Genomic DNA, 23,875 nt, shown 5'->3' on the forward strand with positions numbered 1-23,875 from the left:
GCATCCCTTGACCTCGATCAAGCTTGAGCCAAAGAGTTGGGCATCAATCCCCCAGCGCCGGATTCGGCAGCGCGCCGTTCGGCGCGTTGTTCTCCGCCTCCTCCGTCTCCGGCCGGGGCACGCGGAACCAGGCGGCGTAGAGCGCCGGCAGGAAGAAGATCGTCAGCACGGTGGCGCCCGCCAGACCGCCCATGATGGCGACCGCCATCGGCCCCCAGAAGACGCTGTGCGTCAGCGGGATCATGGCGAGGATCGCCGCGGCTGCGGTCAGGGCGATGGGACGGGACCGGCGCACCGTCGCCTCCACGATGCTGTCCCAGCGCGACCGGCCGCCGCGGATGTCCTGCTCGATCTGGTCGACCAGGATGACCGAGTTGCGCATGATGATGCCGGCCAGCGCGATGACGCCCAGCATGGCGACGAAGCCGAAGGGCAGGTTGAACAGCAGGAGCGAGGCGGTGACGCCGATCAGCCCCAGCGGCGCCGTCAGCAGGACCATGAACACGCGCGAGAAGCTCTGCAGCTGCAGCATCAGCGTGGTCACCATGATCAGCAGCATCACCGGAATCATGGCGTTGATCGAGTCCTGGCCCTTGGCGCTTTCCTCGATGGCGCCGCCCATGGTGATGGCGTAGCCGTCGGGCAGGGTGGCGCGGAGCGCGTTCAGCTGCCCGTTCAGCTGGGTGCTGACCACCGGGGCCTGCAGCCCGCCGGTCACGTCGCCCTTGATGGTCATCGTCGTCTCGCGGCCCCGGCGCCACAGCACCGGTTCCTCCAATTCGTAGTGGACGCTGGCGACCTGGCTCAAGGGCACGGTGGTGCCGCGGCTGGTGCGGATGTTCAGCTCGCCCAGCCGCGACAGGTCCGCCCGCTCCTCCGGCGTGGTGCGCAGCAGGACACCGATCAGTTCGGTGCCCTCGCGGTACTGGGTGACCGGCATCCCGTTCAGCAGCAGTTGCAGGGCGTTGGACAAATCCTGCTTCGACACGCCCAGCGCACGCGCCTTGGCGGTGTCCACCTCCAGCCGGACGCGCTTGGACAGCTCGTCCCAGTCCAGATGGACGTTGGCGGTGTTGGGGTGGGCGCGCATGGCGTCGCGCACCTGATAGGCGATCTTGCGGATGGTCGCCGGGTCGTCGCCGGTGACGCGGAACTGCACCGGATAGCCGACCGGCGGGCCGTTCTCCAGCCGGCTGATGCGGACGCGGGCGGCCGGGAAGTCTGATTCCAGCGTCGGCTCCAGCCGCCGCATGAAGTGCTCGCGTTCCTCCAGCCCCTTGGTCATCACCATGAACTGGGCGAAATTGGCGGCCTCCAACTGCTGGTCGAGCGGCAGGTAGAAGCGCGGGGAGCCGCCGCCGGTGTAGGCGACCCAGTAATCGACGTCCGGGTCCTGGGCCAGCACCGCCTCCATCCGCTTCACCTCGGCGGCCGTCGCCTCGAAGGAGGAGCCTTCGGCAAGGCGGATGTCGATCAGCAGTTCCGGCCGGCTGGCGGAGGGGAAGAACTGCTGCTGCACATGACCGAAGCCGACCAGCGCCGCGGTGAAGGCCGCCGCCGTCACGCCGATGGTCAGCCAGCGCGCGCGGACGCAGGACTCGATCATCCGGCGCAGGATGCGGTAGCCGCGGGTGTTATAGATGTCCAGCTCGTGCCCGTCCGGCACCATATGCTTGGGCTTGGGCAGCAGGAGCCAGCCGAGATAGGGGGTGAAGATCACCGCCACCACCCAGGACAGCATCAGCGACAACGCCACCACCCAGAAGATCGAGTTGGTGTATTCGCCGGCCGCCGACGCCGCGAAGCCGACCGGGACGAAGCCGGCGGCGGTGACGATGGTGCCGCTCAGCATCGGGAAGGCGGTGGAGGTGTAGGCGAAGGCGCCGGCCTTCAGCCGGTCCCATCCCTGTTCCATCTTCACCACCATCATCTCAACCGCGATGATGGCGTCGTCCACCAGCAGGCCCAGCGCGATGATGAGCGCGCCCAGCGAGATGCGCTGCAGGTCGATGTGCAGGATCTGCATCGCCACCAGCGTCATCGCCAGCACCAGCGGCACGGCCAGCGCCACGACGATGCCGGTGCGCCAGCCCAGGCTGACGAGGCTGACCAGGATGACGATGCCGAGCGCCTCCGCCAGCGACCTCATGAACTCGCCGACCGAGTTCTCGACCACCGTCGGCTGGTCGGCGATCTGCGCCACCTCCAGCCCGACCGGAAGCTCGGCCTTGATCTTCTCCATCGCGGCGTCGAGCTGCTCGCCCAGCGTCAGGACGTTGCCGCCCTTCGCCATGACGACGCCGAGCCCGATGGCGTCGCGGCCGTTGTAGCGCAGGGTGTAGCGGCGCGGTTCGACATAGCCGCGCTTGACCTCCGCCACGTCGCCGATGGTCAGCAGCCGCCCGCCGCTCTCCACCGGGATGGCGCGCACCGCCGCGGCGGTGTCGAGGCCGAGGTCGAGGCGGACATAGACCCGCTGCGATCCGGTATCGACATCGCCGGACGCGGCGATGGCATTCTCGCGCTGCAACGCCTGGATCACCGACTCCACCGGCAGGCCGAAGCTGGCGAGCCGCTGGCTGGAGATCTCGACATAGACGCGTTCCTCCTGCGGGGCGATCAGGTCGATCTTCTCGACGCCGGGCAGTTTCAGCAGGCGGGCACGCGCCTGCTCCGCCACCTTCTTCAGCTGGGCCGGGGTGAAATCCTCGCCCATGAAGCCGTAGATGGCGGAATAGACGTCACCGAACTCATCGTTGAAAAAGGGACCGACCACACCGTCGGGCAGCGTATAGGCGATGTCCCCGATCTTCTTGCGCACCTGATACCACAGGTCGGCCACCAGTTTCGGCGGGGTGTAGTCCTTCAGCTGGACGAAGACCACCGACTCGCCCGGCTTGGAATAGCTGCGGGAGACGTCGTAATAGGGCACCTCCTCCAGCTTCTTCTCGATGCGGTCGGTGACGAACTGCTCCACCTCGCGCGCGGTGGCGCCGGGCCATTGGGTACGCACCACCATCACCTTGAAGGTGAAGGACGGATCCTCCACCCGGCCGAGATTCACATAGGCGAGCGCGCCGGCCAGCACGCTGGCGAGCATCATGAACAGCACGAGCGTGCGGTGCGCCAGCGCCCAGGCCGACAGGTTCATGCGGGAGTGGTTCATCGCGCCGGCTCCGTCCAGACGCGGACCTTCTGCCCGGCATCGAGCTTGTGGACGCCGGCGGTGACGACACGCTCGCCGTCCTTCAGCCCGCCGCCGATCAGCGCGAGATCGCCGGCATAGGCGGCGACGGTGACGGGGCGCAGTTCCAGCCGGTCATCCGGCGCGGACAGCACCCAGACCGCCGGCTTCTGCTCGTGCTGGGTCAGCGCGCTCAAGGGCAGGCGGGCGACCGGCGCCCCATGATCGGATGCGGCGATGACGGTCGCGGTCATGCCGAGCTGGACCGTCGGCGGCGGATCGACCAGCGCGATCTTCGCCTGGAAGGTGCGGGTGCCGGCATCGGCGCTGGGCGAGACCTCGCGCAAGCTGCCGGCAATGCTCCGGCCGGGATGGGACCAAAGCTCCACAGACAGTTGCTGGCTGGGCAGGGCGCCCACCTGCTGTTCGGGGATGTTGGCGACCGCCTCAAGCGCCCCCAGCCGGGCCACGCGCAGGGCGGTCTGGCCGGATGCCACGACCTGTCCCGGCTCGATCAGCGTCGCGGTGACGATGCCGGCCTCGTCCGCCGCCAGCGTCGCATATTGGGCGGAGTTGTTGAGGACGCGGAGCTGCGCCTCCACCTCCCGCACCTTCGAATCGGCCTTGTCGAGGGCCGTCTTGCGGCGGTCGTATTCCTGGCGGGTCGTCCATTCGCCCTGTCGCAGGCTGGCGTAGCGCTGGAAATCGCTGCGCGCGTTGGCCGCGTCGGCCTGGGCGGCGGCAAGCTGCGCCTGCGCGGCGCGGATCTGCAACTCCAGGTCCGTGGGGTCGAGACGGGCGAGCGGCATGCCGGGTTCGATTCGGGTGCCGACCTCCACCAGCCGGGCCGTCACCTTGCCGCCGACGCGGAACCCGACATCCGCCTCCACCCGCGGGCGGATCACCGCCGGATAGCGCACGCTGTCGACCAGCGGTTCCAGCGCGACCGTGGCGACGCGGACCGGCCGCACCTCGGCCTCCGCGGGGGCGGACGCCGAATGCGTCTCGTTGCAGCCGGTTAGCAGGCCCGCCACCGCCAGCATCGCGGCGGTCGCCGTCACTGTGGACGCAAACCGTCTTTCGCGGAATTGGGCCATACCACGTCTCCACACTGGACTGGACTGTATCGTACTGCTACCGTCCTACTCCGGCCTCCGGGCAACGTCAAGAGTGAACGGTACAGTTCAGTGCAGTCATTGGAGCAGAAACAACCGACCGCGCCCGCTGCCCATGACGCGAAGGCGGAGCAGATCCTCGCCGCCGCGCGCGAGGTGTTCCTTGAACTCGGCTACGCCGCGACCTCGATGGATCAGGTGGCCCAGCAGGCGCGCGTGTCCAAGACCACGCTCTACACCCGCTTCCCGTCGAAGGAGGAGCTGTACACGGCGGTGATCTCCGCCGAATGCGAACGGCGCGGCCTGCGCTTCGCAGCGGAGATGTTCGACGGCCTGCCGCTGCGCGAAATCCTGGTCCAGGTCGGCCGCCGCTTCGTCGATCTGGTCTGGTCGGAGGCGGCGATCCGTGTCCACCAGTCGGTGGCGGGGGAGGCCACGCGGATGCCGCTGGCGGCACAGCTGTATTTCCAGGCCGGGCCGGAGCAGGGCATCGCCAGTTTCGTCGCTCTGTTCACCCGCCTGGCCGAGCGCGGCGTGATCGCGACCGACGATCCAGCCTTCGTCGCCCGGCAGTTCCTGGCGGTCCTTCAGGGCGGCTCATACTGCCAACTGGTGCTTGGCCTCTGCCCCCGGCCGACGGAGGAGGAGCGTTACGCCTTCGTCGACAAGGCGATCGACCTGTTCCTGCACGGCGTGGCACCTGCTACACGATAGCCGGCCCCGATTTTCGCCGCCTCGATTTTTCTGCGATGGAATGCCTGTCCATGTCCGCCTGCCCCTGCGGTTCCGGCCGCGACTTCGACCTTTGCTGCTGCCCGATCCTGGCCGGGGAGCCCGCCCCCAGCGCCGAGGCGCTGATGCGGTCCCGCTACACGGCCTTCGTCCGCCACGACATCGACCATATCGAGCGCAGCTGCGCGCCGGAGACCCACGCCGCGTTCAGCCGTGACGATGCCGTCCGCGTGGCGGAGGAGTGCGAATGGGGACCGCTGACCGTGATGAAGGCGGAAGAGAATGGCGACGACGGCATGGTCGAGTTCTTCCTGACCTTCCGCCGCGACGGGGAGGACTGGCCGGTGCATGAGCGGTCGCGCTTCCGCCGGATCGATGGCCGCTGGCTCTATGTCGACAGCGTGCTCAATCCCAAGGACCCGCCGCGCCGCGTGGTGAAGGTCGGCCGCAACGATCCCTGCCCCTGCGGGTCTGGGCGCAAGCACAAGGCCTGCTGCGGGCGCTGACCTCGACGCCCGCAGCCGAACCTCAGCTCATCCCCAGATAGCGTCCCGGCTTGTGGTTGATCGCCAGCGTCAGGTTGACGATGGCAGCGCCAAGCACCGACAGCAGCAGCCGGTCCGGCGCCAGCACGAAGAAGGCGCCGGCCAGGATCGCCAGATCGACGCCCAGCTGGAAATAGCCGGCGCGGATGCCGTGGCGCTCCTGCAGGTAGATCGCCAGGATGTTGACGCCGCCCAGCCCGGTGCGGTGGCGGAACAGCATCAGAAGGCCGGTGCCGCACAGGCCGCTGCCCACCACCGTCGCATAGACCGGGTCGAGATGGGTGAACCCCACCCATTGGTCGGTCAGGCGCGAGAAGATCGTCACCAGCCCGACCGCGATGAAGGTGCGGGCGGTGAATTTCCAGCCCAGCCGCTTCCAGGCCAGCCAGTAGAAGGGCAGGTTGATGACGAAGAAGATGATGCCGAACTGAACCTTGGTGACGTAGCTCAGCAGCAGGGACAGCCCGGCGGTGCTGCCGGTCAGCAGCATCGTCTTCGAATAGATCAGCATCCCCAGCGCGATGAACAGCGTGCCCATCAGCATGGCGAGCGCGTCTTCATACAGCTGGTGGCGCTCCCCCGCCGCGGGCGGGGCCTGAAGGGTCGCGGCCATCCTCGTCGTCTCCCGGATCAGCGAAGGGCGGCGAACTTCGCGACCACATCATCGACCTCGGCCGTCTTCAGGCCGGCGATGTTGATGCGGCCGGAGGTCGGCATGTAGATGGCGTGGTCGGCGCGCAGGCGCAGCACCTCCGCTTCGGTCAGCGGCAGCAGGGAGAACATGCCCTCCTGCTCCGCCACCGCGGTCAGGGAGGGGAAGGCCTCGGCGAGGCCGGCGGCCAGCTTGCGGCGGATGCCGGCGATGCGGGCGCGCATGCCGTCCAGCTCGGCCGTCCAGTCGGCGGTGAGCGCGGCGTCGCTCAGGATGGTGCGGACCACAGCGGCACCGTGGTCGGGCGGCATGGAATAGCTGGTGCGGGCCAGCGCCATCAGGTTCGACTTGGCGAGTTCGGCCGGCCCCTGGGTCGCCGCCACGGCGAAGATCGCGCCGGTGCGCTCGCGGTAGAGCCCGAAGGACTTGGACGACGACACGGCGACAAGCGCCTCCGGAACCGCGCCGATCAGGTGGCGCAGCCCCTCCGCATCCTCGTTCAGCCCGCGGCCGAAGCCCTGATAGGCGAGGTCGACCAGCGGCAGCGCGCCGCGCTTCTCCAGCACCGCCGCCAGAATCTTCCACTGGTCGAGCGACAGCGGCGCGCCGGTCGGGTTGTGGCAGCTGCCGTGCAGCAGGGCGACGTCGCCGGGCTGCGCCGCCTCAAAAGCCGCGACCATGTTGTCGAACAGGACGGTCTGGCCGGCGGTATCGAAGAAGGGATGACTCACCACCTCCAGGCCGGCGGCGGCGAAGATGCCGACATGGTTCGGCCAGGTCGGCTGGCCGACCAGCACGCGCGTCGAACCGCCGCGCAGGACGAGATCGGCAGCCAGCCGCAGCGCGCCCGACCCGCCGGGAGTCTGCACGCCGGCCGACGCTACCCTGGTGCCGGCATCGCCGCCGACCAGCGACCACAGACGCTCCAGATACAGCGCATCGCCTTCCAGCCCCAGATAGGACTTGCTGTCCTGCCCGTCGAGCAGCAGGCGTTCCGCCGCCTTGACCGCGCGGAAGACCGGGGTGCGCCCCTCCTCGTCACGGTAGACCCCGACGCCGAGATCGACCTTGCCCGGCCGCGGATCCTGCCTGTACAGCCCGATCAGGGCGAGCAGGGCGTCGTCGGGCTGGCGGGATAGCGCGTTGAACATGGCGGTTCGTCCGGTCCTTGAGTTGGAAAGCCGATGATGACGGACCGTTGTAACGGGAAGCCGGCCCGGCCGCGGCGATCCTCCACCTTTGCCGCCCCGCCGACAATGTCGAAGATCGCAACGGCGCATTGTCGCGGCGCCTATGCCATACTCCCGCAGGTCTTCCACCTGACGAAGGCGCTGCCGGCACTGTACCCGCCGGTCGCCTGCGCAGCCCGACGCCATAAGGATCATCGATTATGACCGACGCCAATGCCGCGACTCCCGCACCGGTGAAAATCGGGATCGTCACCATCTCCGACCGTGCCAGCCGTGGCGTCTACGAGGACAAGGGCGGCCCGGCGATCCGGGATGAGCTGACACGCATCGTCGCCTCGCCCTGGACCGCCGAGGTTCGGGTCATCCCGGACGAGTTGGACCTGATCGCTGCGACCCTGGTCGAGTTGTGCGACGTCGCCGGTTGCGATCTGGTGGTCACCACCGGCGGCACCGGTCCCGCCCCGCGCGACGTGACGCCGGAAGCCACGGAACGGGTTTGCGACAAGATGATGCCGGGATTCGGCGAGCTGATGCGATCGGTCAGCCTGCGGGTGGTGCCGACCGCCATCCTGTCGCGCCAGACCGCCGGCATCCGCGGCCGCAGCCTGATCGTCAATCTGCCCGGCAAGCCGTCCGCCATCCATGACTGCCTGGAGGCGGTGTTTCCCGCGATCCCCTATTGCCTGGACCTGATCGGCGCCGGCCGCATCGAAACGGACCCGGCCGTCTGCGTCGCCTTCCGCCCGAAGTCGTAGCGGGAAGATCCCCATTCGTCGCACCGAATAAAAGCCGGCGACAATGCCACACCCAGGCATTCGAATCGGCGGCGGCAAAGGGAGAGGGGCTTTTAGGATCCCATACCCGAAAAACAAAGAAGGGCCGCCGTTGCCGGCAGCCCTTCCATTGTCAATCCGTGTGTCGTCGACACCACGGCGCAGTCCTTAGCGGACCGAAATCCCCTTCGCGAAGAAAGAGACCTCGGCCTTGGCGCTCGACGACGAGTGAGACGGACAATGAGACACGAGATCACCTCCTTTCTGTTGTTGGCGTACGACACCCTATATAGGCCGGTTCGGGCGCACCGCAAGGCGATTTGTTGACCGCCCCGCTGTGACATTTGCCGGTGGTCTCACATCAGCGCGTTGGGAACGAACAGAACCAGGCCGGGCCACAGAAGCATCACCACCACCAGACCCACCACCGCCACGACGAAGGGGAGGGATTCGACGATGTATTCCTCGATGGGGCAGTCCAGCAGGCTGCACACCGTGTACATCGCCACACCCACCGGCGGGGTCATCGAACCCAGCGTGACGATGGTCATCATCAGGATGCCGAAATGCACGGGATCGACGCCCAGCGGCTGGACGATCGGCAGGAAGATCGGCGTCAGCAGAAGCACCAGCACCGTGCTTTCGATGAACAGGCCGGCGATGAACAGGAAGACCAGGATCATCGTCACCACCAGCGCCGGCTCCCGCGTCAGGCCGGTCATGGCGGCGGCGATGCTCTGCGGCGCCTGTTCGAAGACGATGGCGTAGCCGACCATGCCCGAGAACAGGATGATCAGCATGATCAGGCCGGTATCCGTCACCGCCTCGACCAGCGCATCGATCATGCCCTGCATGGTCAGTTCCCGGTGGGCGAAGAAGCCCACGAGCACGGCATAGACGACGGCGAAGGCACCGACCTCCGACGGGGTGAACAGGCCGCCGCGGATGGCGACCAGCAGCGCCACCGGGAACAGCAGGGCCCATTTCGCGTCGACCACCGCCGCCCACACCGCCTTGGCGGTCGGCCGCTGGGTGGTGGCGGCGCGATAGCCGCGTCGCCGGGCGATCCACCAGACGGTGACCATCAGCACGGTCATCATCAGGAGGCCGGGAACGATGCCGGCCAGGAACAGCCGGCCGATCGATACGTTGCCGACGAAGCCGTACAGGATCAGACCCAGGCTGGGCGGAATGGTCGCGGTGATCAGCGACCCCACCGCGATGACGGCGGAGGTGAAGCCCTTGGAATAGCCGCTGCGGATCAGGTCCGGGCCGAGGATGCGCGCCTCCATCGCCGCGTCGGCGACGGCGGAGCCCGACACGCCGCCCATCAGCGTGGACAGCACGATGCAGACCTGCGCCAGACCGCCCGACATCCAGGAGACCAGCACGTTCGAACAGGCGATCAGCCGGTGGGTGATGCCGGTCCGGTTCATCATGTGCCCGGCCAGCACGAAGAAGGGAACAGCCAGGAGCGGGAAGCTCTGCGAGGCGGTGGCGACCTGCTGCACCCCGATGGACATCGGGATGATGCCGTTGGTCAGGAAGAACGTGAAGCCGGCGATGCCGATGGCGAAGGCGATGGGAACGCCCAACCCCATCAGGACGAAGAAGGAGACGGCGAGCAGGATCACGGCATCACCTCCTCGGCGAGCGGAACTTCCGACGGCGTGTTGAAGATCGGGCGCGGGGTGCGGCGCAGCCGGCCGATGGCGGCCACCGTCTGCCCCAGCAGGGTGAAGGACAGCAGCAGGCAGCCGACCGGCACCGCCGCCGTGACGAAGGCATAGCTGATGCCGCTGTCGCCGAACTGCCGCTCAAGATTCAGCATGGTCAGCTGATAGCCCTTGACCGCCATGGTCAGCAGGAAGGCCAGCACCACCAGCGCCAGCAGGATGTCCAGCACCGCGCGCGGCCGCGCCGGCAGGCGCTTGACCAGATAGTCGATGCCGATATGGGCATGCTTGCGCAGCGCGAGGTCGGCGCCGAGGAAGCTGGCCCAGGCGAACAGCAGCTGGGCGACGTCCACCGACCAGACCAGCGGGTAGCCGAACCAGCGGCTGATGCCGGCCAGGAAGACCAGCAGGACGATGACGGCGAGCAGCGTCGTCGCCAACACCGCCTCCGCCTTGACGTACAGGGATTTCATCGCAAGGGGATGCTCCGGTCCGGCCCGCCGGGGTCGTCACCGCGGACGATGGCTGCGAGCGTCGGTTGCAGGAATGGGGAGCGGGAGGAAAGGGGGTGAACCGGGCAGGACACCCCCACTCCGATTACTGCTTCAGCAGCGCCTCGACCTGCTTCTGCAGGTCGCCATAGCCGAGCTTCTCGTAAACCGGGGCCGTGGCGGTACGGAAGGGCGTCACGTCGATTTCGACGACCTGCATGCCCTTGTCCTTCATCTGCTTCTCGAAGTCGGCGAGCGAATCCTCGGTCGCCTTCGAGGCGCTGTCGCCGGCCTTCAGCGATTCCTCGCGCAGCAGCGTCTGCATGTCCTTCGGCAGGCCGTCGAACCAGGCGGCGCTGGTGACGATGCCGGTGATCAGGTTGATGTGGCCGGTCTTGGTCAGGTACTTCGCCACCTCGTACAGGCGGGAGCCGTAGATGGCCGGATCCTGCGCCTCCGCCCCGTCGATCACCTGCTGCTGCATGGCGGTGTAGACCTCCGACCAGGGCAGCGGCGTCGGCGTGGCGCCCATGGCCCGGATCGTCTCCATCCACACCGGCGCACCGGGGGTGCGGACGCGCACACCGCTGAGGTCGGCCGGCACCTTCACCGGCTTGTTGGTCAGCATGTGGCGCTCGCCCTGCCACCAGTTGAAGGACAGCACCTGATGGCCCGAGGCCTTGCGCAGCTTCTGCACCCACTCCTCGAACATCGGGGAGGTCACGACCTTGCGGATGCCGCCATAGCCCTGGGCGACATAGGGCGCGCCGAGAACGCCGAACTCCTTCACGAAGACGGCCAGCCGGCCGCCGTCCACCACCACCGCGACGGGCGCGCCGGCGCGCGCCTGCTCCAGCAGATCCTCGTCCTTGCCCAGCTGCGAGGCGGGGAACAGCCGGACGCTCATCTTGCCGGCCGACCGCTTTTCCACATTGGCCTTGAACTCCTCCAGGCCCTTGTAGAGCGGGTCCTGCGGCGACAGCGCCGTGTTGACGCTGAGGATGTAGTCGGCGGCCGACGCGCCGAACGAGGCCAGGGACATCACCGAACCGAACAGCGCCGCGCGCACGGCCTTCGCCATGACAGACATCTCTTTTCCTCCCAGCAAATTGGACTGTCGGCGGCATGGAAACCGCCCTTCGACTGGTGCGTGTTCGGCCCGACGCCGGGGTGCCGGCAACGCCCCGCATCACGGGACTCCGGCAGGGAAGGGAATGGCCGATGACCAGATTGTTTAAACACTGGTATGGTAGTATGTATGAATCGGCTTGGCAATAGCGTTTCGGACGGAATGTCCGTTTTGCCCGCAGGACGGCCCTTGAGCGGTATCCCCATAAGCGAAAGGCCGGCACCCAGGGGAATGCCGGCCCTTTTCTCATGCGCGTTCAGCAAGCCTAGCGCGGCCGCGGCGTCATCCTGCTCATGGCGAAGCCCAGCCCGCCCGCCAGGATCAGCCCGGCGGCGACCGCCAGGCCGCGGGCGGTGCCGCCGGGGGCGGCAAGCCGCAGGCTGTTGTGCGGCAGGCCGAAACGGCCGCGGGTCCGGTGCAGCCCGTCGACGGGGTGATAGAGGTTGTCGGGCCGGCCGGGGATCTCGCGCTCCTCCGTCAGCTGGCCCTCAACCGCATGATTGGCGAGGTAGCGGTCGGCGAAGCCGGGAGCGAGGAAGTTGCCGAGGATGGCCTGCATCGCCGATCCGCCCAGCCAATATTCGCGGCGGGGATTCTCGGCGGCGTGCAGGATGGCGCGGGCGATGTCCTCCGGCTGGAAGATCGCCCCCATCGGGCGGGGACGGCGCGGCATGTGGCTGCGCGCCCAACCGAACTGCGGCGTGTTGACCGCCGGCAGATGCACCGCCGTCAGGGCGATCCAGCTGCCGTCGTGGATCAGTTCCGGCCGCAGGCTGTCGACGAAGCCCTGCACCGCATGCTTGGCCGCGCAATAGGCCGACTGCAGCGGAATCGACCGGTAGGCCAGCGCCGAGCCGACCTGCAGGATCGTACCTTGCCCCCGCGCCCTCATCCGCCGCAGCGCCGTCTGGATGCCGTAGGCGGAACCGAGATAGGTCACCTCGGTCACACGCCTCAGTTCCTCCGCCGTCACCGCGTGGACAGGGCCGAAGACTGTGACCATCGCCGCATTGATCCAGACGTCGATTGGACCGAAGGTCTCCTCCACCCTTTCCGCGGCGCTGTCCAGCGCATCGGCGTCGGCCACGTCCAGCGGCAGCACCAGTGCCCGGCCGCCCAGCCGCTCAACCTCCGCCTTCACCTCCTCCAGCGCTTCTTCGGAGCGGGCGATCAGGCCGATCGAGGCCTGCCGATAGGCGGCGAAGGCCAGCGCCGTGGCACGGCCGACCCCGGCCGACGCGCCGGTGATGCAAACGACTGGGGCGGACGGAAGGGGCATGGGGATTGTCCTGATGATGGAACCGTCAGGCGGCCGGCGGGGCGCCGCCGCTTAACTCTGTCCAACGACCGGCATCGCTCCCGGTTCCCCGCCGGTCGCTCAGCGCCTCCTCCTCAACCTGGATGCGGCGGCGGGTGAGGGGAATGTTCAGCAGCGTGGCGGCGACGGCGACCCAGACATTGCCGAACACCAGCGGCAGCACCGCCAGTTCGCCCGCCACCACCAGATAGTTGGGATGCCGGACCCAGCGGAACGGGCCACGGCGGACCAGCGGCGCCCCGTCCAGCGTGATGATCCGCGTGGTCCAGAAGCGGCCGAGCGTCGCGATCACCCAGACCCGCCCGGCCTGCAGCAGCACGAACAGAGCCAGCAGCCAGCCATTGATCGGCGCATCGGCCGGCACCGTAAGGAACAGCGCCAGCAGCCATCCGGCATGGAGCACGACGAACAGCGGATAATGGGCGGCTCCGACCTCCCGCGCGCCTTCGGCCAGCAGGCGGGCGGTGTTGCGGCGGGCGACCACCAGCTCAAGCAGCCGCTGCGCCGCGACCGCCAGCAGGATGACCTGCGGCCAACCGAAAAAATCCATGGTCACAGATCCACCAGGGTGAGACCGGCGGTGAAGCCGGGGCCGAGCGCCAGCATCAGATGAGGCCCGGTGGCCCCGCTGCGCATCCGGCGGTCGAGCACGAACATCACGCTTGCCGCCGACATGTTGCCGCAGTCGCCCAGCACCGCCCAGGAATCATCCATGCCGTCGGTGGCGGGGGCCAGCACCTCGGTCAGCGCCTGAAGCACCTTGGCACCGCCGGTGTGGCAGATCACCCCGGACAGATCGGCGCGGGTCATGCCGCGGCCGGTCAGGAATCCGTCGACCACCGGGGCCAGCCGCTCGCGGATCAGGCGGGGGATGTCCTGGCTGAAGACGACGCCGAAGCCCTCGTCCTCGATCCGCCAGCCCATGATCCGCCGGGTGCCCGGCCAGGTGTGTTCGGCACTGTCGACGAAGCGCGGGCCGGGGGCATCGCCGCCGTCGGCCGGCGCCCGCAGCAGGGCGGCGGCGGCACCGTCAGCGAACAGGGCGCTCGCCACCACATTGGTGGGGGAGGCCTCTTCCGGCCGGTGCGACAGGGTGCAAAGCTCGACCACCAGGAACAGCACGGTACGCCCCGGCATGGCGCGCGCCATCATTCCCGCCCGCGCCAGCCCCAGCGCCCCGCCGGCACATCCCAGCCCGAAGACCGGCAGCCGCACCGTGTCGGGCCGGAAGTCCATGCGGTCGAGCAGCAGCGCCTCCAGGCTCGGCGTGGCGATGCCGGTGGTGGTGGCGCAGACGATGGCGTCCACATCGGCGGGGCGCAGCCCGGCCTCGTCCAACGCCTTGCCGGCCGCCTGTTCCAGCAGATCCAGGGCGACCCTCTCGAACACGGCGGCGCGCTCGCCCCAGCCATGGGGTTCCAGATACCAGGACAGCGGGCAGGCGGCATGGCGGCTGCGGATGCCGGTGTTGGCGAAGACGGGGGCCAGCCGGTCGAAGTCGCGCAGGCGATGGGCGAACACCGTCCGGGCGACGGCCAGCGTCTCCTCCTGCTCGAAGCGGTGGGGCGGCAACGCTGTGGCGACTGCCAGCAGCCGCGGATCGAATGACATCCTGCCTCCTGAATGCTGCCGTCGGACGGGGGGCGCCCGCCGAACCGGCAAGCCTGTCCACCAGTGGTCCGACCAACAGCGGGAACGCGGCGCTGTTGCCTTCCCGCCGGCCGCATCGGAGGGCTAACGCCTTTCGGCATGCCCCGGTTCCAACGGAAGGGGCGGCGCCCCTTCGAGCGCCGCCCCCGGTCATTTCATGATGATCCGCGTCGGGATCACGGCCCCTCAGGCCTGTCGCGGCCGCAGCGGCGGGCCGTCGCGGAAGGGCTTGTCGACACCGCCCTTGTCGTTGGTCTGGTTCTCGACGTCGCCCTCGAAGGTGCTTTCGCCCTGGGCCAGATCCAGGTCGTCCGGCGTCATGCCGGCGGCGCGGGCGCCCTTGGACCCGCCGATCTGCGGGTTGTTCTTCAGGTCGGTATCGGTCGGCTTGTCGGTCTTTTCGTGCTTGCTTGCGCTCATGGCGGCGTCTCCGTTCCGGTTCCGCGAATGTCCTTCTCTCAACCGATCCCGCCGCCGGTTGTTGCGGTCCCGCCCCTTCTCCGGTCCATCCGCCTTCGGTCCATCCGCCGCGGCGATTGCCTCTTCTTCCGGCCGGGGAGATGGTTAGGATGAGGGGGGCCGGCGTCGCCGGAGAACTTCCGAAGGGCTTCCATGTCCCATGACGACGAGCGGCTGAGGCTCCGCGTGCGCGGACGGGTGCAGGGCGTGGGCTTCCGCCCGCACGTCCACGCGCTCGCCCGGCGCTATGGCCTGACCGGCTGGGTGCGGAACGACCCGCAGGGTGTGCTGATCGAAGTGCAGGGCGCCGACACCGCCGCCTTCCGCACCGCGCTGTCCGATGAGGCGCCGCCCCTTGCCCGCATCGACTCTGTGGACTGCGAGGCCCTCGTTCCGATCCCCGGCCCAACCGGCTTCACCATCCGTCACAGCGAGACCGGCGGCGCCATGGCCACCGGAATCGGTCCCGACGCGGCGGTCTGCCCCGCCTGCCTTGCCGAGTTGTTCGATCCGGCGGAGCGCCGATACCGCTATGCTTTCCTGAACTGCACCCATTGCGGCCCGCGCTATACCATCACGCGGCGGCTTCCCTATGACCGGCCGCAGACGGCGATGGCCGGGTTCCCGCTCTGCCCCGACTGCATGGCGGAGTACGAGGATCCCGCCGACCGCCGCTTCCACGCCCAGCCGACCGCCTGTCCGGCCTGCGGCCCCCACCTTTCGCATCCGCCGGAGGACATTCTGGCCGCCCTTCGGGATGGCAGGATCGTTGCCGTCAAGGGGCTGGGCGGTTTCCACCTCGCCTGCGACGCCGCGCGCCCGGACGCGGTGAAGCGGTTGCGGCGGGTCAAGCAGCGCAACGGCAAGCCCTTCCCCCTGATGGTCGCCAATGCCGAATCGGCCGCCCGCCATGTCGGCATGGACGATGACGAGCGCCGGCTGCTGGAAGGGGCGGCGCGCCCCATCGTCCTGCTGCGGCGGCGGGAGGATGCGCCGGAACTGGCGCCCGACATCGCCCCCGGTCTGGCATGGCTGGGCGTCATGCTGCCCTACACGCCGCTGCATTACCTGCTGTTCCACGAGGCGGCGGGACGGCCGGAGGGCACAGGCTGGCTGCGCGAGCCGCAGGAACTGACCCTGGTCATGACCTCCGCCAATCCCGGCGGCGAGCCGCTCGCCATCGGCAACGAGGAGGCGCGGGAGAGGCTGGCCGGCATCGCCGACCTGATCGTCGACCATGACCGCGACATCCTGATCCGCGCCGACGACAGCGTGACGCGCAAGCTGGCCGGAGCGCCCGCCTTCCTGCGCCGGGGCCGCGGCCATGTGCCGGAACCGATCCGGCTGGCCCGCCCGGTGCCGCCGATCCTGGCGGTCGGCGGTCATCTGAAGGCGACGGTCTGCGTCACCCGCGGCGACGAGGCCTTCCTGTCCCAGCACATCGGCGACCTCGACAATGCCGCGACTCTGGATTTCCTGGAGGAAACCGTCGCCCATCTGCTGCACATCCTGGATGTCGAGCCGGTGGCGGTCGCCCACGACAAGCATCCCGATTTCCAGTCCACCCGCTTCGCCGAGAGAACCGGCCTGCCATGCGTCGCGGTCCAGCACCACCACGCCCATGTCGCCGCCGTGATGGCCGAACACCGGGTGGAGGGGCAGGCGCTGGGCCTTGCCCTCGACGGCTTCGGCCTGGGAGAGGGGGGAGGATCCTGGGGCGGGGAGATGCTGCTGGTCGACGGCCTGCGGTCGGAGCGCCTGGGCAGTCTGGCCCCGCTCGCCCAGCCCGGCGGCGACCTCGCCGCCCGCCAACCCTGGCGAATGGCCGCCGCAGCTCTGCTGCGCATGGGCCGTGCCGACGAGATCGTTCCGCGCTTTGCCGGTCACGGTCCGGCCGAGGGCGTGCGCCGGATGATCGAACGCGGCATCAACGCGCCGCCCACCAGCTCCTGCGGGCGCTGGTTCGATGCGGCCTGCGGGCTGCTCGGCATCCGTGCGATGGCGGGTTTCGAGGGCGAGGCGCCGATGGTGCTGGAATCTCTGGTGCGCCGTCCTCGGGTGGCGGCGGGGGCTTGGCGGATCGCGGGCGGCGAGCTTGACCTGACGCCCCTGCTGGAGCGCCTGCTGTCCGCCGCGGATGCGGTGGAAGGAGCGGAACTGTTTCACGGCACGCTGGCTGCGGCGCTGGTGGATTGGACGCTGCCGGCACTGCGCGCGCGTGGCCTGGACCGGGCGGTGCTGTCCGGCGGCTGCCTGATGAATGGGGTGTTGGCCGAGGAACTGGTTGCCGGCTTCCATGCCGCCGGGGTTGAGGCGCTGCTGCCGAGGCTGGCTCCCGCGAATGACGGCGGGCTCAGCCTCGGTCAGGCGTGGGTCGCGTCCTTCGCCCTGTAGGGGAAGAGCGGCATCTGGACCGGCGCCCGCAGCCTGGTCTTGGGCGCAGGAACATCGGCATTGCGGCCGGCCTTGTCGAACCCGTAGAGGCCGCGATACTTGCCGATATAGCCCTTGCGGCAGGCGCGGTGGAACCGCTGCGATGCGGTTTCCCAATCGTCTCCCGGCCGCAGCCAGCTGACATAGGTGGTGCCGCTGCGCGGATCGGTGCGCAGGAACCGGCCGCGCCCCTTTTCGCCCCGCACCCACTGGCCGGGCTTCAGCGTGAGCGCCCCGCGCGCCAGCAGCATCTTCACCTGCGGGGTCAGGTCGATGGTGGGAAAATAAGGCATGACGTCCTCCGGCCGCACCCGGACGGGGCGGCGCTGATCTGGGATTCCCGGCTGTTTCGGAACCTCCCGGATATGGGAACGCATAAAGAACAAATCAAGGTTTTCAAGGGGTGTGGGGCGCTGGCGGGGGCGGAGTTATACCCCCTCCCCAACCCTCCCGCCAACGGCGGGGCAGGGGGCGGGGAGGGGGCAGAGAACCTCAATCCATCAGACACTCACCCCACACGCGCCGCCTTCTTCACCGGACGCTCATGTTCCTGGTCGGCCGGGGCCTCGGCGTCCTTGAAGGTGCGAACGCCGCTGATCATGGTGGAGATGATCGACTGGCGGGACATGATGTCCTCGCGCACGGCGGCATAGACGTGGACGATCACGAACAGCAGGATCGCCCACATGCCCAGATGGTGCCAGGTGTGGACGTCCATGCTCTGGCCGAACAGCGGGATGACCCAGCCGAACAGACGGTCCTGCCAGCTGCCCAGCCCGGTGCCTTCGCTGTAGAGCGCGAAGCCGGTGAAGATCATGAAGACGCTGCCGACCGCGATCGCCCAGAACATGGCGAACTGGGCCAGCGGGTTGTGGCCGACATACAGCTTCGGCTTGCGCTCCAGGAACAGGTACCAGCGCGCCTCCAGGAACAGCTCCCCCCACCAGTGGCGGTCCCAGAAGGGGAAGCGGAACAGCTGCTTGGCATGGTGGTTGCCGGCGAAGGCCCAATAGAGCCGGCCGATGAAGCCGATGGTGAAGATGTAGGCCGCCGCGAAATGGACGAAGCGGATGTAGCCCATCAGGTAATTGGCGCTCGCCTCGCCCGGCATGCTGGGCAGCGGGTTGGCGATCAGATAGCCGGTGATCGACAGCAGCGTGATCGCCAGCGCGTTGACCCAGTGCCAGATCCGCACCGGCACCTCGTACACATAGATCGCCTTCAGGAAACGGCCGGCCGCCGGGGCGGCCGTCCCTTCCTCGTCCGGTGGCGCGACCGGCTTCGCATCGTCGAGAGGAGCCATGACGTAATCCTCCGCGGTTGCCGGTCAGCGCACGGTGACGCGGGCCAGTTCGGCGCCGTCGGGCGCCATGACGTGGGTGGAGCAGGCAAGGCACGGGTCGAAGCTGTGCAGGGTGCGCAGGATCTCCACCGGCTCGTCCGGGCGGGCCATCGGCGTGTTCAGCAGCGAGGCCTCGAAGGCGCCGATGTTGCCCTTGGGATCGCGCGGGCTGCCGTTCCAGGTCGTCGGCACGACGCACTGGTAGTTGTCGATCTTGCCGTCCTTGATCTTGATCCAGTGGCCGAGCCCGCCGCGCGGGGCGGCGACGGTGCCGACGCCCTTGGCCTCCTTCGGCCAGGTCTTCGGATCCCACTTCTCGACATTGGCGGTGGCGGTGTCGCCGGCCTTGATGTTGGCGATCAGGGCGTTCCAGTCGTCCATCATCATGGTGCAGCAGTACTGGCATTCCAGCGCGCGGGCCAGGGTGCGGCCGATGGTGGTCGGCAGCGCCTGCTGCGGCGTGAAGCTGGTGCCGGCCAGCGCGTTGAAGGCGCCGAGCGATTCGGTGATCTGGTCCTTCACATAGCCGACGCCCTGGGCATAGGCCAGGATGTAGCGGGGCAGGGGGCCGACCTCCACCGCATGGCCGCGCCAGCGCGGGGCCTTGATCCAGGAATACTTGGCGGCCTCGTCAAGCTCCTTGATGTCGGTGCGGGTGCCCTTGGTGTTGGCGCCGAGTTCGAACCTGGCCTCGGTCACGCCGTCCCACGGGTGCAGGCCCTTGCTCTCGTCCTCGTAGTGGTACCAGCTGTGGGCGACGAACTCCTGCACCTGCGCCGGGTCGCGCGGGTCGATGGGATGGACCTCGTTCCAGTTGCCGTTCAGGATGACGCCGCCCGGCAGCTGGCAGGTCGAATGGTCGTACGGCACCTTCTCGTAATCGCCGTAATCCATGACGTTGGTCGCCGCCAGCCCGCCGCCATAGAGCCAGTCCTTGTAGAAGCTGGCGATGGCGAGCACGTCCGGCAGATAGACGTTCTCGACGAAGGCGGTCGCCTCCTGGATGCGGGCGCGGATGAAGTTCAGCCGCTCCATGTTCAGCGGCGCGCCCGAAGACCCGTCGCCCTCCATGTTGATGGCGCAGGGAACGCCGCCGACCATGTAGTTCGGGTGCGGGTTCTTGCCGCCGAGGATGGTGTGGATCTTGACGATGTCCTTCTGGAGATCGAGCGCCTCCAGATAATGGGTCACCGCCATCAGGTCGGCTTCCGGCGACAGCTTGTAGGCCGGGTTGTCCCAATAGCCGTTCTTGAAGATGCCGAGCTGGCCGCTCTCCACGAACTTCCTCAGCCGGGTCTGGACGTCGCGGAAATAGCCGGGGCTGGACTTGGCGTGGCGTGGCGCCACCGCCTGCTGCAGCGCCGAGGTCGCCTGCGGATCGGCCTTCAGCGCGTTGACCGGATTGACCCAGTCCAGCGCGTGCAGGTGGTAGAAATGGACGATGTGGTCATGGACCTGCAACGTCTTCGCCATGATCTCGCGGATCAGGTGGGCGTTCTTGGGGATGCGGATCTGCAGCGCATCCTCGACCGCGCGGACCGAGGTCAGCGCGTGGCAGCCGGTGCAGACGCCGCAGATGCGCTCGACGAAGGCCCACGCGTCGCGCGGGTCGCGGCCCTTCAGGATCACTTCGAGGCCCCGCCACATCGTGCCGGTGGACACCGCGTTGCGGATGATGTTGTCGCTGTCGACATTCACCTCGCAGCGCATATGGCCTTCGATGCGGGTGACCGGATCGACGACGATGCGCTTGCCGCCGTTGTCGAGCGAGAACCCGTTCGGGGTCTGGACGATGGCCATGGTCAGACGTCTCCCTTGTGCTGCGCGCGCTTCAGGGCGCTGACCGCCGCGTGGGCGGCGATGATGCTGCCGACGCCGATGGCGGCGGTGGTGCCGATCTCGTCGGCGGTGGCCTCGATCCCGAACTGGTGGATGTCGGACTGGCGGGCATACCAGGAGCCCTTGTCCCAGAACCCGTCCTCCGAGCAGCCGATGCAGCCGTGGCCGGACTGGATGGGGAAGCTGGTGCCCTCGTTCCAGCGCACCGTGGAGCAGGCGTTGTATGTGGTCGGGCCCTTGCAGCCGACCTTGTAGAGGCAATAGCCCTTGCGCGCGCCCTCGTCGTCGAAGGATTCCACGAACTGGCCGGCGTCGAAATGCGGCCGGCGATAGCATTTGTCGTGGATGCGCTGGCTGTAGAACATCTTCGGCCGGCCCTGGCGGTCCAGTTCCGGGATGCGCTCGAAGGTCAGCATGTAGGTGATGACGCCGGTCATCACCTCGGCGATCGGCGGGCAGCCGGGAACCTTGATGATCGGCTTGTCGGTGATGACCTCATGCACCGGCGTGGCGCGGGTCGGATTCGGGCGCGCCGCCTGGACGCAGCCGAAGGACGCGCAGGAGCCCCAGGAGATGATCGCCTTGGCGTCCTTGGCGACCTTGCGCAGCTGGTCGGTGAAGGGCTTGCCGCCGACGATGCAGGACATGCCGTCCTGGTTCAGCGGCGGATTGCCCTCCACCGCCAGGATGTAGTTGCCCTTGTACTTCTCCATCACCTCGTCGAGGATCGCCTCGGCCTGATGGCCGGCCGACGCCATCAGCGTGTCGTCGTAGTCCAGCGAGATCATCGACAGCACCACGTCCTTCACCAGCGGATGCGCGGAGCGGATGAAGGATTCCGAGCAGCAGGTGCATTCCAGCCCATGCAGCCACAGCACCGGGGTGCGCGGCTTCGTTTCCATGGCATGGACGATCTGCGGCACCAGTTCCGGCCCCAGCCCGAGGGCCGCGGCGGTCAGCGAGCAGTATTTCAGGAACGAACGGCGTGTGATCCCCTGCCGCCGCATCACCTCGTAGAAGGTTTCCAGCGTTGCCATCGGTTTGTTTTCTCCCGTCGGGCGGCACCGGCGTGCGAGGGGCCGGTGCGCTTCTCCGTCGGGCATAGGCAACAACCGTGCCGTAATACGAACATTTGACAAAGCAACGGTTTCACGCCCGGACGGCCGCTCCTCTCTGGCAAGTCCCCGGCCGAAACGACGGCCGGGGTGGCAGGGGAGTTGCCGGTGGTCGTCAGGCCGACTGGCCGCTCTCCTCCCGCCGGCCGATCAGCCGGTGAAGGGCCAGACCCAGCGCGGCGCCGGCCGCATGCAGTCCGGCGGTGCTGGTCAGAAAGCCGGCGGCATAGCCCAGCGCCGCGGCGTCGGCCGGCATCTCCGCCCCATGGGCGAAGCCGTGGAACAGGCCGAAGAAGGCGGCGAACAGGGCACCGACGATGCCGTTGCGCGACATCGGCATGACGCACAGCAGAGCCAGCACGACGGTGGAGGCGTAGATGGCCGGCTCGACCAGCGGCAGTTCGCCGCCGGTCAGCGCGAACAGCCCTCCGGCCAGCATCGCCGCCATGAAGGCCCCCGGCACCGCCAGCACGGCGCGCCCGCCGATGGTGGCGCCATAGACGCCGACCGTGACCATGGCGATCAGGTGGTCGAACCCGCCCAGCGGATGCCCGATGCCGTCGAGGAAGCCGGCCCCGGCGAGATGGCCGGGATGGGCCAGCGCCGGGGTGGCGGCAAGCGCGACGGCTGCGGAAAGAGCGGCAAGGCGGATGGTTTTCGACATGTCGAACGGCTCCTCGGGGTTCTTTTGGTTTGGGTGGCCTCTCCCGCCCCGGGAGAGACGATTGGAATGCCTGTCAGTGCCTCTGCGCCGCCCCGCGCTCGATGCCGTAGCGCTCCAGCTTGGCGCGCAGGCCCATGCGGGACAGGCCCAGTTCGTCGGCGGCCTTGCTCTTGTTCCAGCGGCAGCGGACCAGCGTTTCCATCAGGATGCCGGCCTCCACCCGCTCGATCCGCGATTTCAGCGGGCCGCCCTGGCCGATCAGGTCGAGCGGCGGCAGCGGTCCGTCCTCCGGCGAGGCGGGGCGGGCGTTCAACGCGGCGCCGTGCAGGACCTGATCGGACAGCAGATCCGCTCCCAGCGTGTCGCCCTCGCACAGCACCAGCATGCGCATGATCTCGTTCTGCAGTTCGCGCACGTTGCCGGGCCAGCCATAGGCCTCGAGGCAAGCCAGCGTGTCGGGGGCGAAGCCTGCGACAGGCTTGCCATGGGCCGCCGACAGCCGGTCCAGGATGTGGCGGGCCAGCACCGGGATGTCGTCCGGCCGGTCGCGCAGGGGCGGCATGGTCAGCGTCATGGTGCTGAGCCGGTAATAGAGATCCTCGCGGAAGCGGCCGGCCTTCACCTCGGCGGTCAGGTCGCGGTGGGTGGCGGCGACGACGCGGACATCGACCCGCCGCGTCTCGTTGGAGCCGACCGGCCGGATCTCGCCCTCCTGCAGGAAGCGCAGCAGACGGACCTGGAAGGCCGGGCTGATGTCGCCGATCTCGTCCAGGAAGATGGTGCCGCCGTCCGCCTGCTCCAGCAATCCGACACGGTTGCTGTGCGCGCCGGTGAAGGCGCCCTTCTTGTGGCCGAACAGCTCGCTTTCCAGCAGCTCGTCCGGGATGGCGCCGCAATTCTCGCAGTAGAAGGGCTGGTCGGCGCGCGGGCTGCCGTAATGGATGGCGCGGGCCAGCAGTTCCTTGCCGGTTCCCGTCTCCCCCAGCACCAGAACCGGCACGTTGAAGCCGGCCACCCGCTCCGCCTGCCGGCAGACCTCCTCCACCGGGCTGCCCTCGGCCCGGACCAGCCCGTCGAAGCGGTAGAATTGCCGCACCCGCTCGCGCTTCGAGGCCACGCGGGTCTCGGCGACCGGCGGCAGCAGCTTCAGCTCGTTGGTCAGCCGGTCATGCTCGCGCTGCAGCTGGTACATCTTCGCCGCGTTGCGGGCGGTCAGCAGCAGATGGTCGGGATGCCAGGGCTTGGTGATGAACTGGTGGATGCCGGCGGTGTTGATGGCGCCGATGATGTCCTCGGGGTCGATGTAGCCGGTGATGACGATCCGCACCACCTCCGGCCAGCGTTCGCGCACCTGGGTCAGGAACTCCACGCCGCTGACCTCCGGCATCCGCTGGTCGGAGAAGACCACCTGGATCCATTCGGTTTCCAGCAGGCGCAGGGCCTCTTCCGCCGACAGGGCGGTGAAGACCTCGAACTCCTCGTCCAGCAGGCGGGCGATGACCTCGACGGAGCGCGGCTCGTCATCCACCACCAGGATGCCGGGGCGGGCGGGGGCGGTCATCGCGCGG

21 protein-coding genes are annotated in these 23,875 nt (G+C 68.4%); 4 read left to right on the forward strand and 17 right to left on the reverse strand.

Going from position 1 to position 23,875, the window contains the following annotated elements; genetic code table 11:
- Positions 1 to 43: 43 nt before the first annotated feature.
- Complete coding sequence (locus tag DM194_RS16805; RefSeq protein WP_111068744.1) at positions 44 to 3,166, reverse strand: efflux RND transporter permease subunit; 3,123 nt, start codon at positions 3,164 to 3,166, stop codon at positions 44 to 46.
- Positions 3,163 to 4,245, reverse strand: a complete 1,083-nt coding sequence (locus DM194_RS16810; protein ID WP_246024422.1) for an efflux RND transporter periplasmic adaptor subunit — start codon at positions 4,243 to 4,245, stop codon at positions 3,163 to 3,165. The genes DM194_RS16805 and DM194_RS16810 overlap by 4 nt, the downstream gene beginning before the upstream one ends.
- A gap of 126 nt (positions 4,246 to 4,371) precedes the next feature.
- Here DM194_RS16810 and DM194_RS16815 point away from each other — a divergent pair, with 126 nt between their 5' ends.
- Both DM194_RS16815 and DM194_RS16820 read left to right on the forward strand, forming a co-directional pair.
- Positions 4,372 to 5,013 (forward strand): TetR/AcrR family transcriptional regulator, encoded by a 642-nt coding sequence (locus tag DM194_RS16815; RefSeq protein ID WP_111068746.1) that lies wholly within the window; start codon positions 4,372 to 4,374, stop codon positions 5,011 to 5,013.
- 50 nt (positions 5,014 to 5,063) lie between these two features.
- Positions 5,064 to 5,537, forward strand: a complete 474-nt coding sequence (locus DM194_RS16820; RefSeq protein ID WP_111069191.1) for a YchJ family protein — start codon at positions 5,064 to 5,066, stop codon at positions 5,535 to 5,537.
- Between the two features lie 22 nt (positions 5,538 to 5,559).
- On the opposite strand, the gene DM194_RS16825 is transcribed toward DM194_RS16820, so the two are convergent.
- Positions 5,560 to 6,189: a YitT family protein gene (locus DM194_RS16825; RefSeq protein ID WP_111068747.1), complete on the reverse strand. Its 630-nt coding sequence runs from the start codon at positions 6,187 to 6,189 to the stop codon at positions 5,560 to 5,562.
- Positions 6,190 to 6,206: 17 nt separating this feature from the next.
- A complete protein-coding gene (locus tag DM194_RS16830; protein ID WP_111068748.1) occupies positions 6,207 to 7,379 on the reverse strand; it encodes an amino acid aminotransferase in 1,173 nt (390 codons plus the stop codon).
- Between the two features lie 239 nt (positions 7,380 to 7,618).
- Here DM194_RS16830 and mog point away from each other — a divergent pair, with 239 nt between their 5' ends.
- Complete coding sequence (mog, locus tag DM194_RS16835; protein ID WP_111068749.1) at positions 7,619 to 8,173, forward strand: molybdopterin adenylyltransferase; 555 nt, start codon at positions 7,619 to 7,621, stop codon at positions 8,171 to 8,173.
- A gap of 374 nt (positions 8,174 to 8,547) precedes the next feature.
- Here mog and DM194_RS16840 read toward each other — a convergent pair whose 3' ends face one another.
- From DM194_RS16840 to DM194_RS16870, 7 genes are all read right to left on the reverse strand, one after another.
- Positions 8,548 to 9,825: a TRAP transporter large permease gene (locus DM194_RS16840; protein WP_111068750.1), complete on the reverse strand. Its 1,278-nt coding sequence runs from the start codon at positions 9,823 to 9,825 to the stop codon at positions 8,548 to 8,550.
- Entirely contained in the window at positions 9,822 to 10,340 is a 519-nt protein-coding gene (locus tag DM194_RS16845; protein WP_111068751.1) for a TRAP transporter small permease, read from the reverse strand. The genes DM194_RS16840 and DM194_RS16845 overlap by 4 nt, the downstream gene beginning before the upstream one ends.
- 124 nt (positions 10,341 to 10,464) lie before the next feature.
- Positions 10,465 to 11,439 carry a C4-dicarboxylate TRAP transporter substrate-binding protein gene (locus DM194_RS16850; protein ID WP_246024423.1) on the reverse strand — a complete coding sequence of 325 codons (975 nt, stop codon included), beginning with the start codon at positions 11,437 to 11,439 and terminating at the stop codon, positions 10,465 to 10,467.
- Between the two features lie 313 nt (positions 11,440 to 11,752).
- The gene (locus DM194_RS16855) at positions 11,753 to 12,766 is read right to left on the reverse strand and encodes an SDR family oxidoreductase (protein WP_111068753.1); all 1,014 of its coding nucleotides are present in this window, start codon (positions 12,764 to 12,766) and stop codon (positions 11,753 to 11,755) included.
- Between the two features lie 25 nt (positions 12,767 to 12,791).
- Positions 12,792 to 13,355, reverse strand: coding sequence for an isoprenylcysteine carboxyl methyltransferase family protein (locus tag DM194_RS16860; protein WP_111068754.1), 564 nt, complete (start codon positions 13,353 to 13,355; stop codon positions 12,792 to 12,794).
- A gap of 2 nt (positions 13,356 to 13,357) precedes the next feature.
- Positions 13,358 to 14,416, reverse strand: a complete 1,059-nt coding sequence (locus DM194_RS16865) for a type III polyketide synthase (protein ID WP_111068755.1) — start codon at positions 14,414 to 14,416, stop codon at positions 13,358 to 13,360.
- A gap of 225 nt (positions 14,417 to 14,641) precedes the next feature.
- A complete protein-coding gene (locus DM194_RS16870) occupies positions 14,642 to 14,875 on the reverse strand; it encodes a hypothetical protein (RefSeq protein ID WP_111068756.1) in 234 nt (77 codons plus the stop codon).
- A gap of 192 nt (positions 14,876 to 15,067) precedes the next feature.
- Between DM194_RS16870 and hypF the strand changes: the two genes are divergently transcribed.
- Positions 15,068 to 17,308 (forward strand): carbamoyltransferase HypF, encoded by a 2,241-nt coding sequence (hypF, locus tag DM194_RS16875; RefSeq protein WP_111068757.1) that lies wholly within the window; start codon positions 15,068 to 15,070, stop codon positions 17,306 to 17,308.
- Here the strand turns inward: hypF and DM194_RS16880 are convergent.
- The 6 genes from DM194_RS16880 to DM194_RS16905 form a co-directional block, all read right to left on the reverse strand.
- Complete coding sequence (locus DM194_RS16880; protein ID WP_111068758.1) at positions 17,278 to 17,640, reverse strand: hypothetical protein; 363 nt, start codon at positions 17,638 to 17,640, stop codon at positions 17,278 to 17,280. The genes hypF and DM194_RS16880 overlap by 31 nt on opposite strands.
- Positions 17,641 to 17,855: 215 nt before the next feature.
- Entirely contained in the window at positions 17,856 to 18,650 is a 795-nt protein-coding gene (gene cybH / locus DM194_RS16885) for a Ni/Fe-hydrogenase, b-type cytochrome subunit (protein WP_111068759.1), read from the reverse strand.
- Positions 18,651 to 18,674: 24 nt separating this feature from the next.
- Complete coding sequence (locus DM194_RS16890; protein WP_111068760.1) at positions 18,675 to 20,489, reverse strand: nickel-dependent hydrogenase large subunit; 1,815 nt, start codon at positions 20,487 to 20,489, stop codon at positions 18,675 to 18,677.
- Positions 20,490 to 20,491: 2 nt separating this feature from the next.
- Positions 20,492 to 21,565, reverse strand: coding sequence for a hydrogenase small subunit (locus DM194_RS16895; RefSeq protein ID WP_176581454.1), 1,074 nt, complete (start codon positions 21,563 to 21,565; stop codon positions 20,492 to 20,494).
- 193 nt (positions 21,566 to 21,758) lie between these two features.
- The gene (locus tag DM194_RS16900; RefSeq protein WP_111068761.1) at positions 21,759 to 22,307 is read right to left on the reverse strand and encodes a HupE/UreJ family protein; all 549 of its coding nucleotides are present in this window, start codon (positions 22,305 to 22,307) and stop codon (positions 21,759 to 21,761) included.
- Between the two features lie 73 nt (positions 22,308 to 22,380).
- Positions 22,381 to 23,868: a sigma-54-dependent transcriptional regulator gene (locus tag DM194_RS16905; RefSeq protein ID WP_111068762.1), complete on the reverse strand. Its 1,488-nt coding sequence runs from the start codon at positions 23,866 to 23,868 to the stop codon at positions 22,381 to 22,383.
- Positions 23,869 to 23,875 lie beyond the last annotated feature (7 nt).

This window comes from Azospirillum ramasamyi, assembly GCF_003233655.1.
GTDB classification, from domain to species: Bacteria; Pseudomonadota; Alphaproteobacteria; order Azospirillales; family Azospirillaceae; genus Azospirillum; species Azospirillum ramasamyi.

Bases quoted from the DNA above. Each gene is read 5' to 3' on its own strand.
- DM194_RS16890 (WP_111068760.1), bottom strand. From the start codon at position 20,489: ATGGCCATCGTCCAGACCCCGAACGGGTTCTCGCTCGACAACGGCGGC.
- DM194_RS16870 (WP_111068756.1), bottom strand. From the start codon at position 14,875: ATGAGCGCAAGCAAGCACGAAAAGACCGACAAGCCGACCGATACCGAC.
- DM194_RS16860 (WP_111068754.1), bottom strand. From the start codon at position 13,355: ATGGATTTTTTCGGTTGGCCGCAGGTCATCCTGCTGGCGGTCGCGGCG.
- DM194_RS16830 (WP_111068748.1), bottom strand. From the start codon at position 7,379: ATGTTCAACGCGCTATCCCGCCAGCCCGACGACGCCCTGCTCGCCCTG.
- DM194_RS16895 (WP_176581454.1), bottom strand. From the start codon at position 21,565: ATGGCAACGCTGGAAACCTTCTACGAGGTGATGCGGCGGCAGGGGATC.
- DM194_RS16805 (WP_111068744.1), bottom strand. From the start codon at position 3,166: ATGAACCACTCCCGCATGAACCTGTCGGCCTGGGCGCTGGCGCACCGC.
- hypF (WP_111068757.1), top strand. From the start codon at position 15,068: ATGTCCCATGACGACGAGCGGCTGAGGCTCCGCGTGCGCGGACGGGTG.
- DM194_RS16865 (WP_111068755.1), bottom strand. From the start codon at position 14,416: ATGTCATTCGATCCGCGGCTGCTGGCAGTCGCCACAGCGTTGCCGCCC.
- DM194_RS16850 (WP_246024423.1), bottom strand. From the start codon at position 11,439: ATGGCGAAGGCCGTGCGCGCGGCGCTGTTCGGTTCGGTGATGTCCCTG.
- DM194_RS16900 (WP_111068761.1), bottom strand. From the start codon at position 22,307: ATGTCGAAAACCATCCGCCTTGCCGCTCTTTCCGCAGCCGTCGCGCTT.
- cybH (WP_111068759.1), bottom strand. From the start codon at position 18,650: ATGGCTCCTCTCGACGATGCGAAGCCGGTCGCGCCACCGGACGAGGAA.
- DM194_RS16845 (WP_111068751.1), bottom strand. From the start codon at position 10,340: ATGAAATCCCTGTACGTCAAGGCGGAGGCGGTGTTGGCGACGACGCTG.
- DM194_RS16880 (WP_111068758.1), bottom strand. From the start codon at position 17,640: ATGCCTTATTTTCCCACCATCGACCTGACCCCGCAGGTGAAGATGCTG.
- DM194_RS16855 (WP_111068753.1), bottom strand. From the start codon at position 12,766: ATGCCCCTTCCGTCCGCCCCAGTCGTTTGCATCACCGGCGCGTCGGCC.
- DM194_RS16905 (WP_111068762.1), bottom strand. From the start codon at position 23,868: ATGACCGCCCCCGCCCGCCCCGGCATCCTGGTGGTGGATGACGAGCCG.
- DM194_RS16820 (WP_111069191.1), top strand. From the start codon at position 5,064: ATGTCCGCCTGCCCCTGCGGTTCCGGCCGCGACTTCGACCTTTGCTGC.
- DM194_RS16825 (WP_111068747.1), bottom strand. From the start codon at position 6,189: ATGGCCGCGACCCTTCAGGCCCCGCCCGCGGCGGGGGAGCGCCACCAG.
- mog (WP_111068749.1), top strand. From the start codon at position 7,619: ATGACCGACGCCAATGCCGCGACTCCCGCACCGGTGAAAATCGGGATC.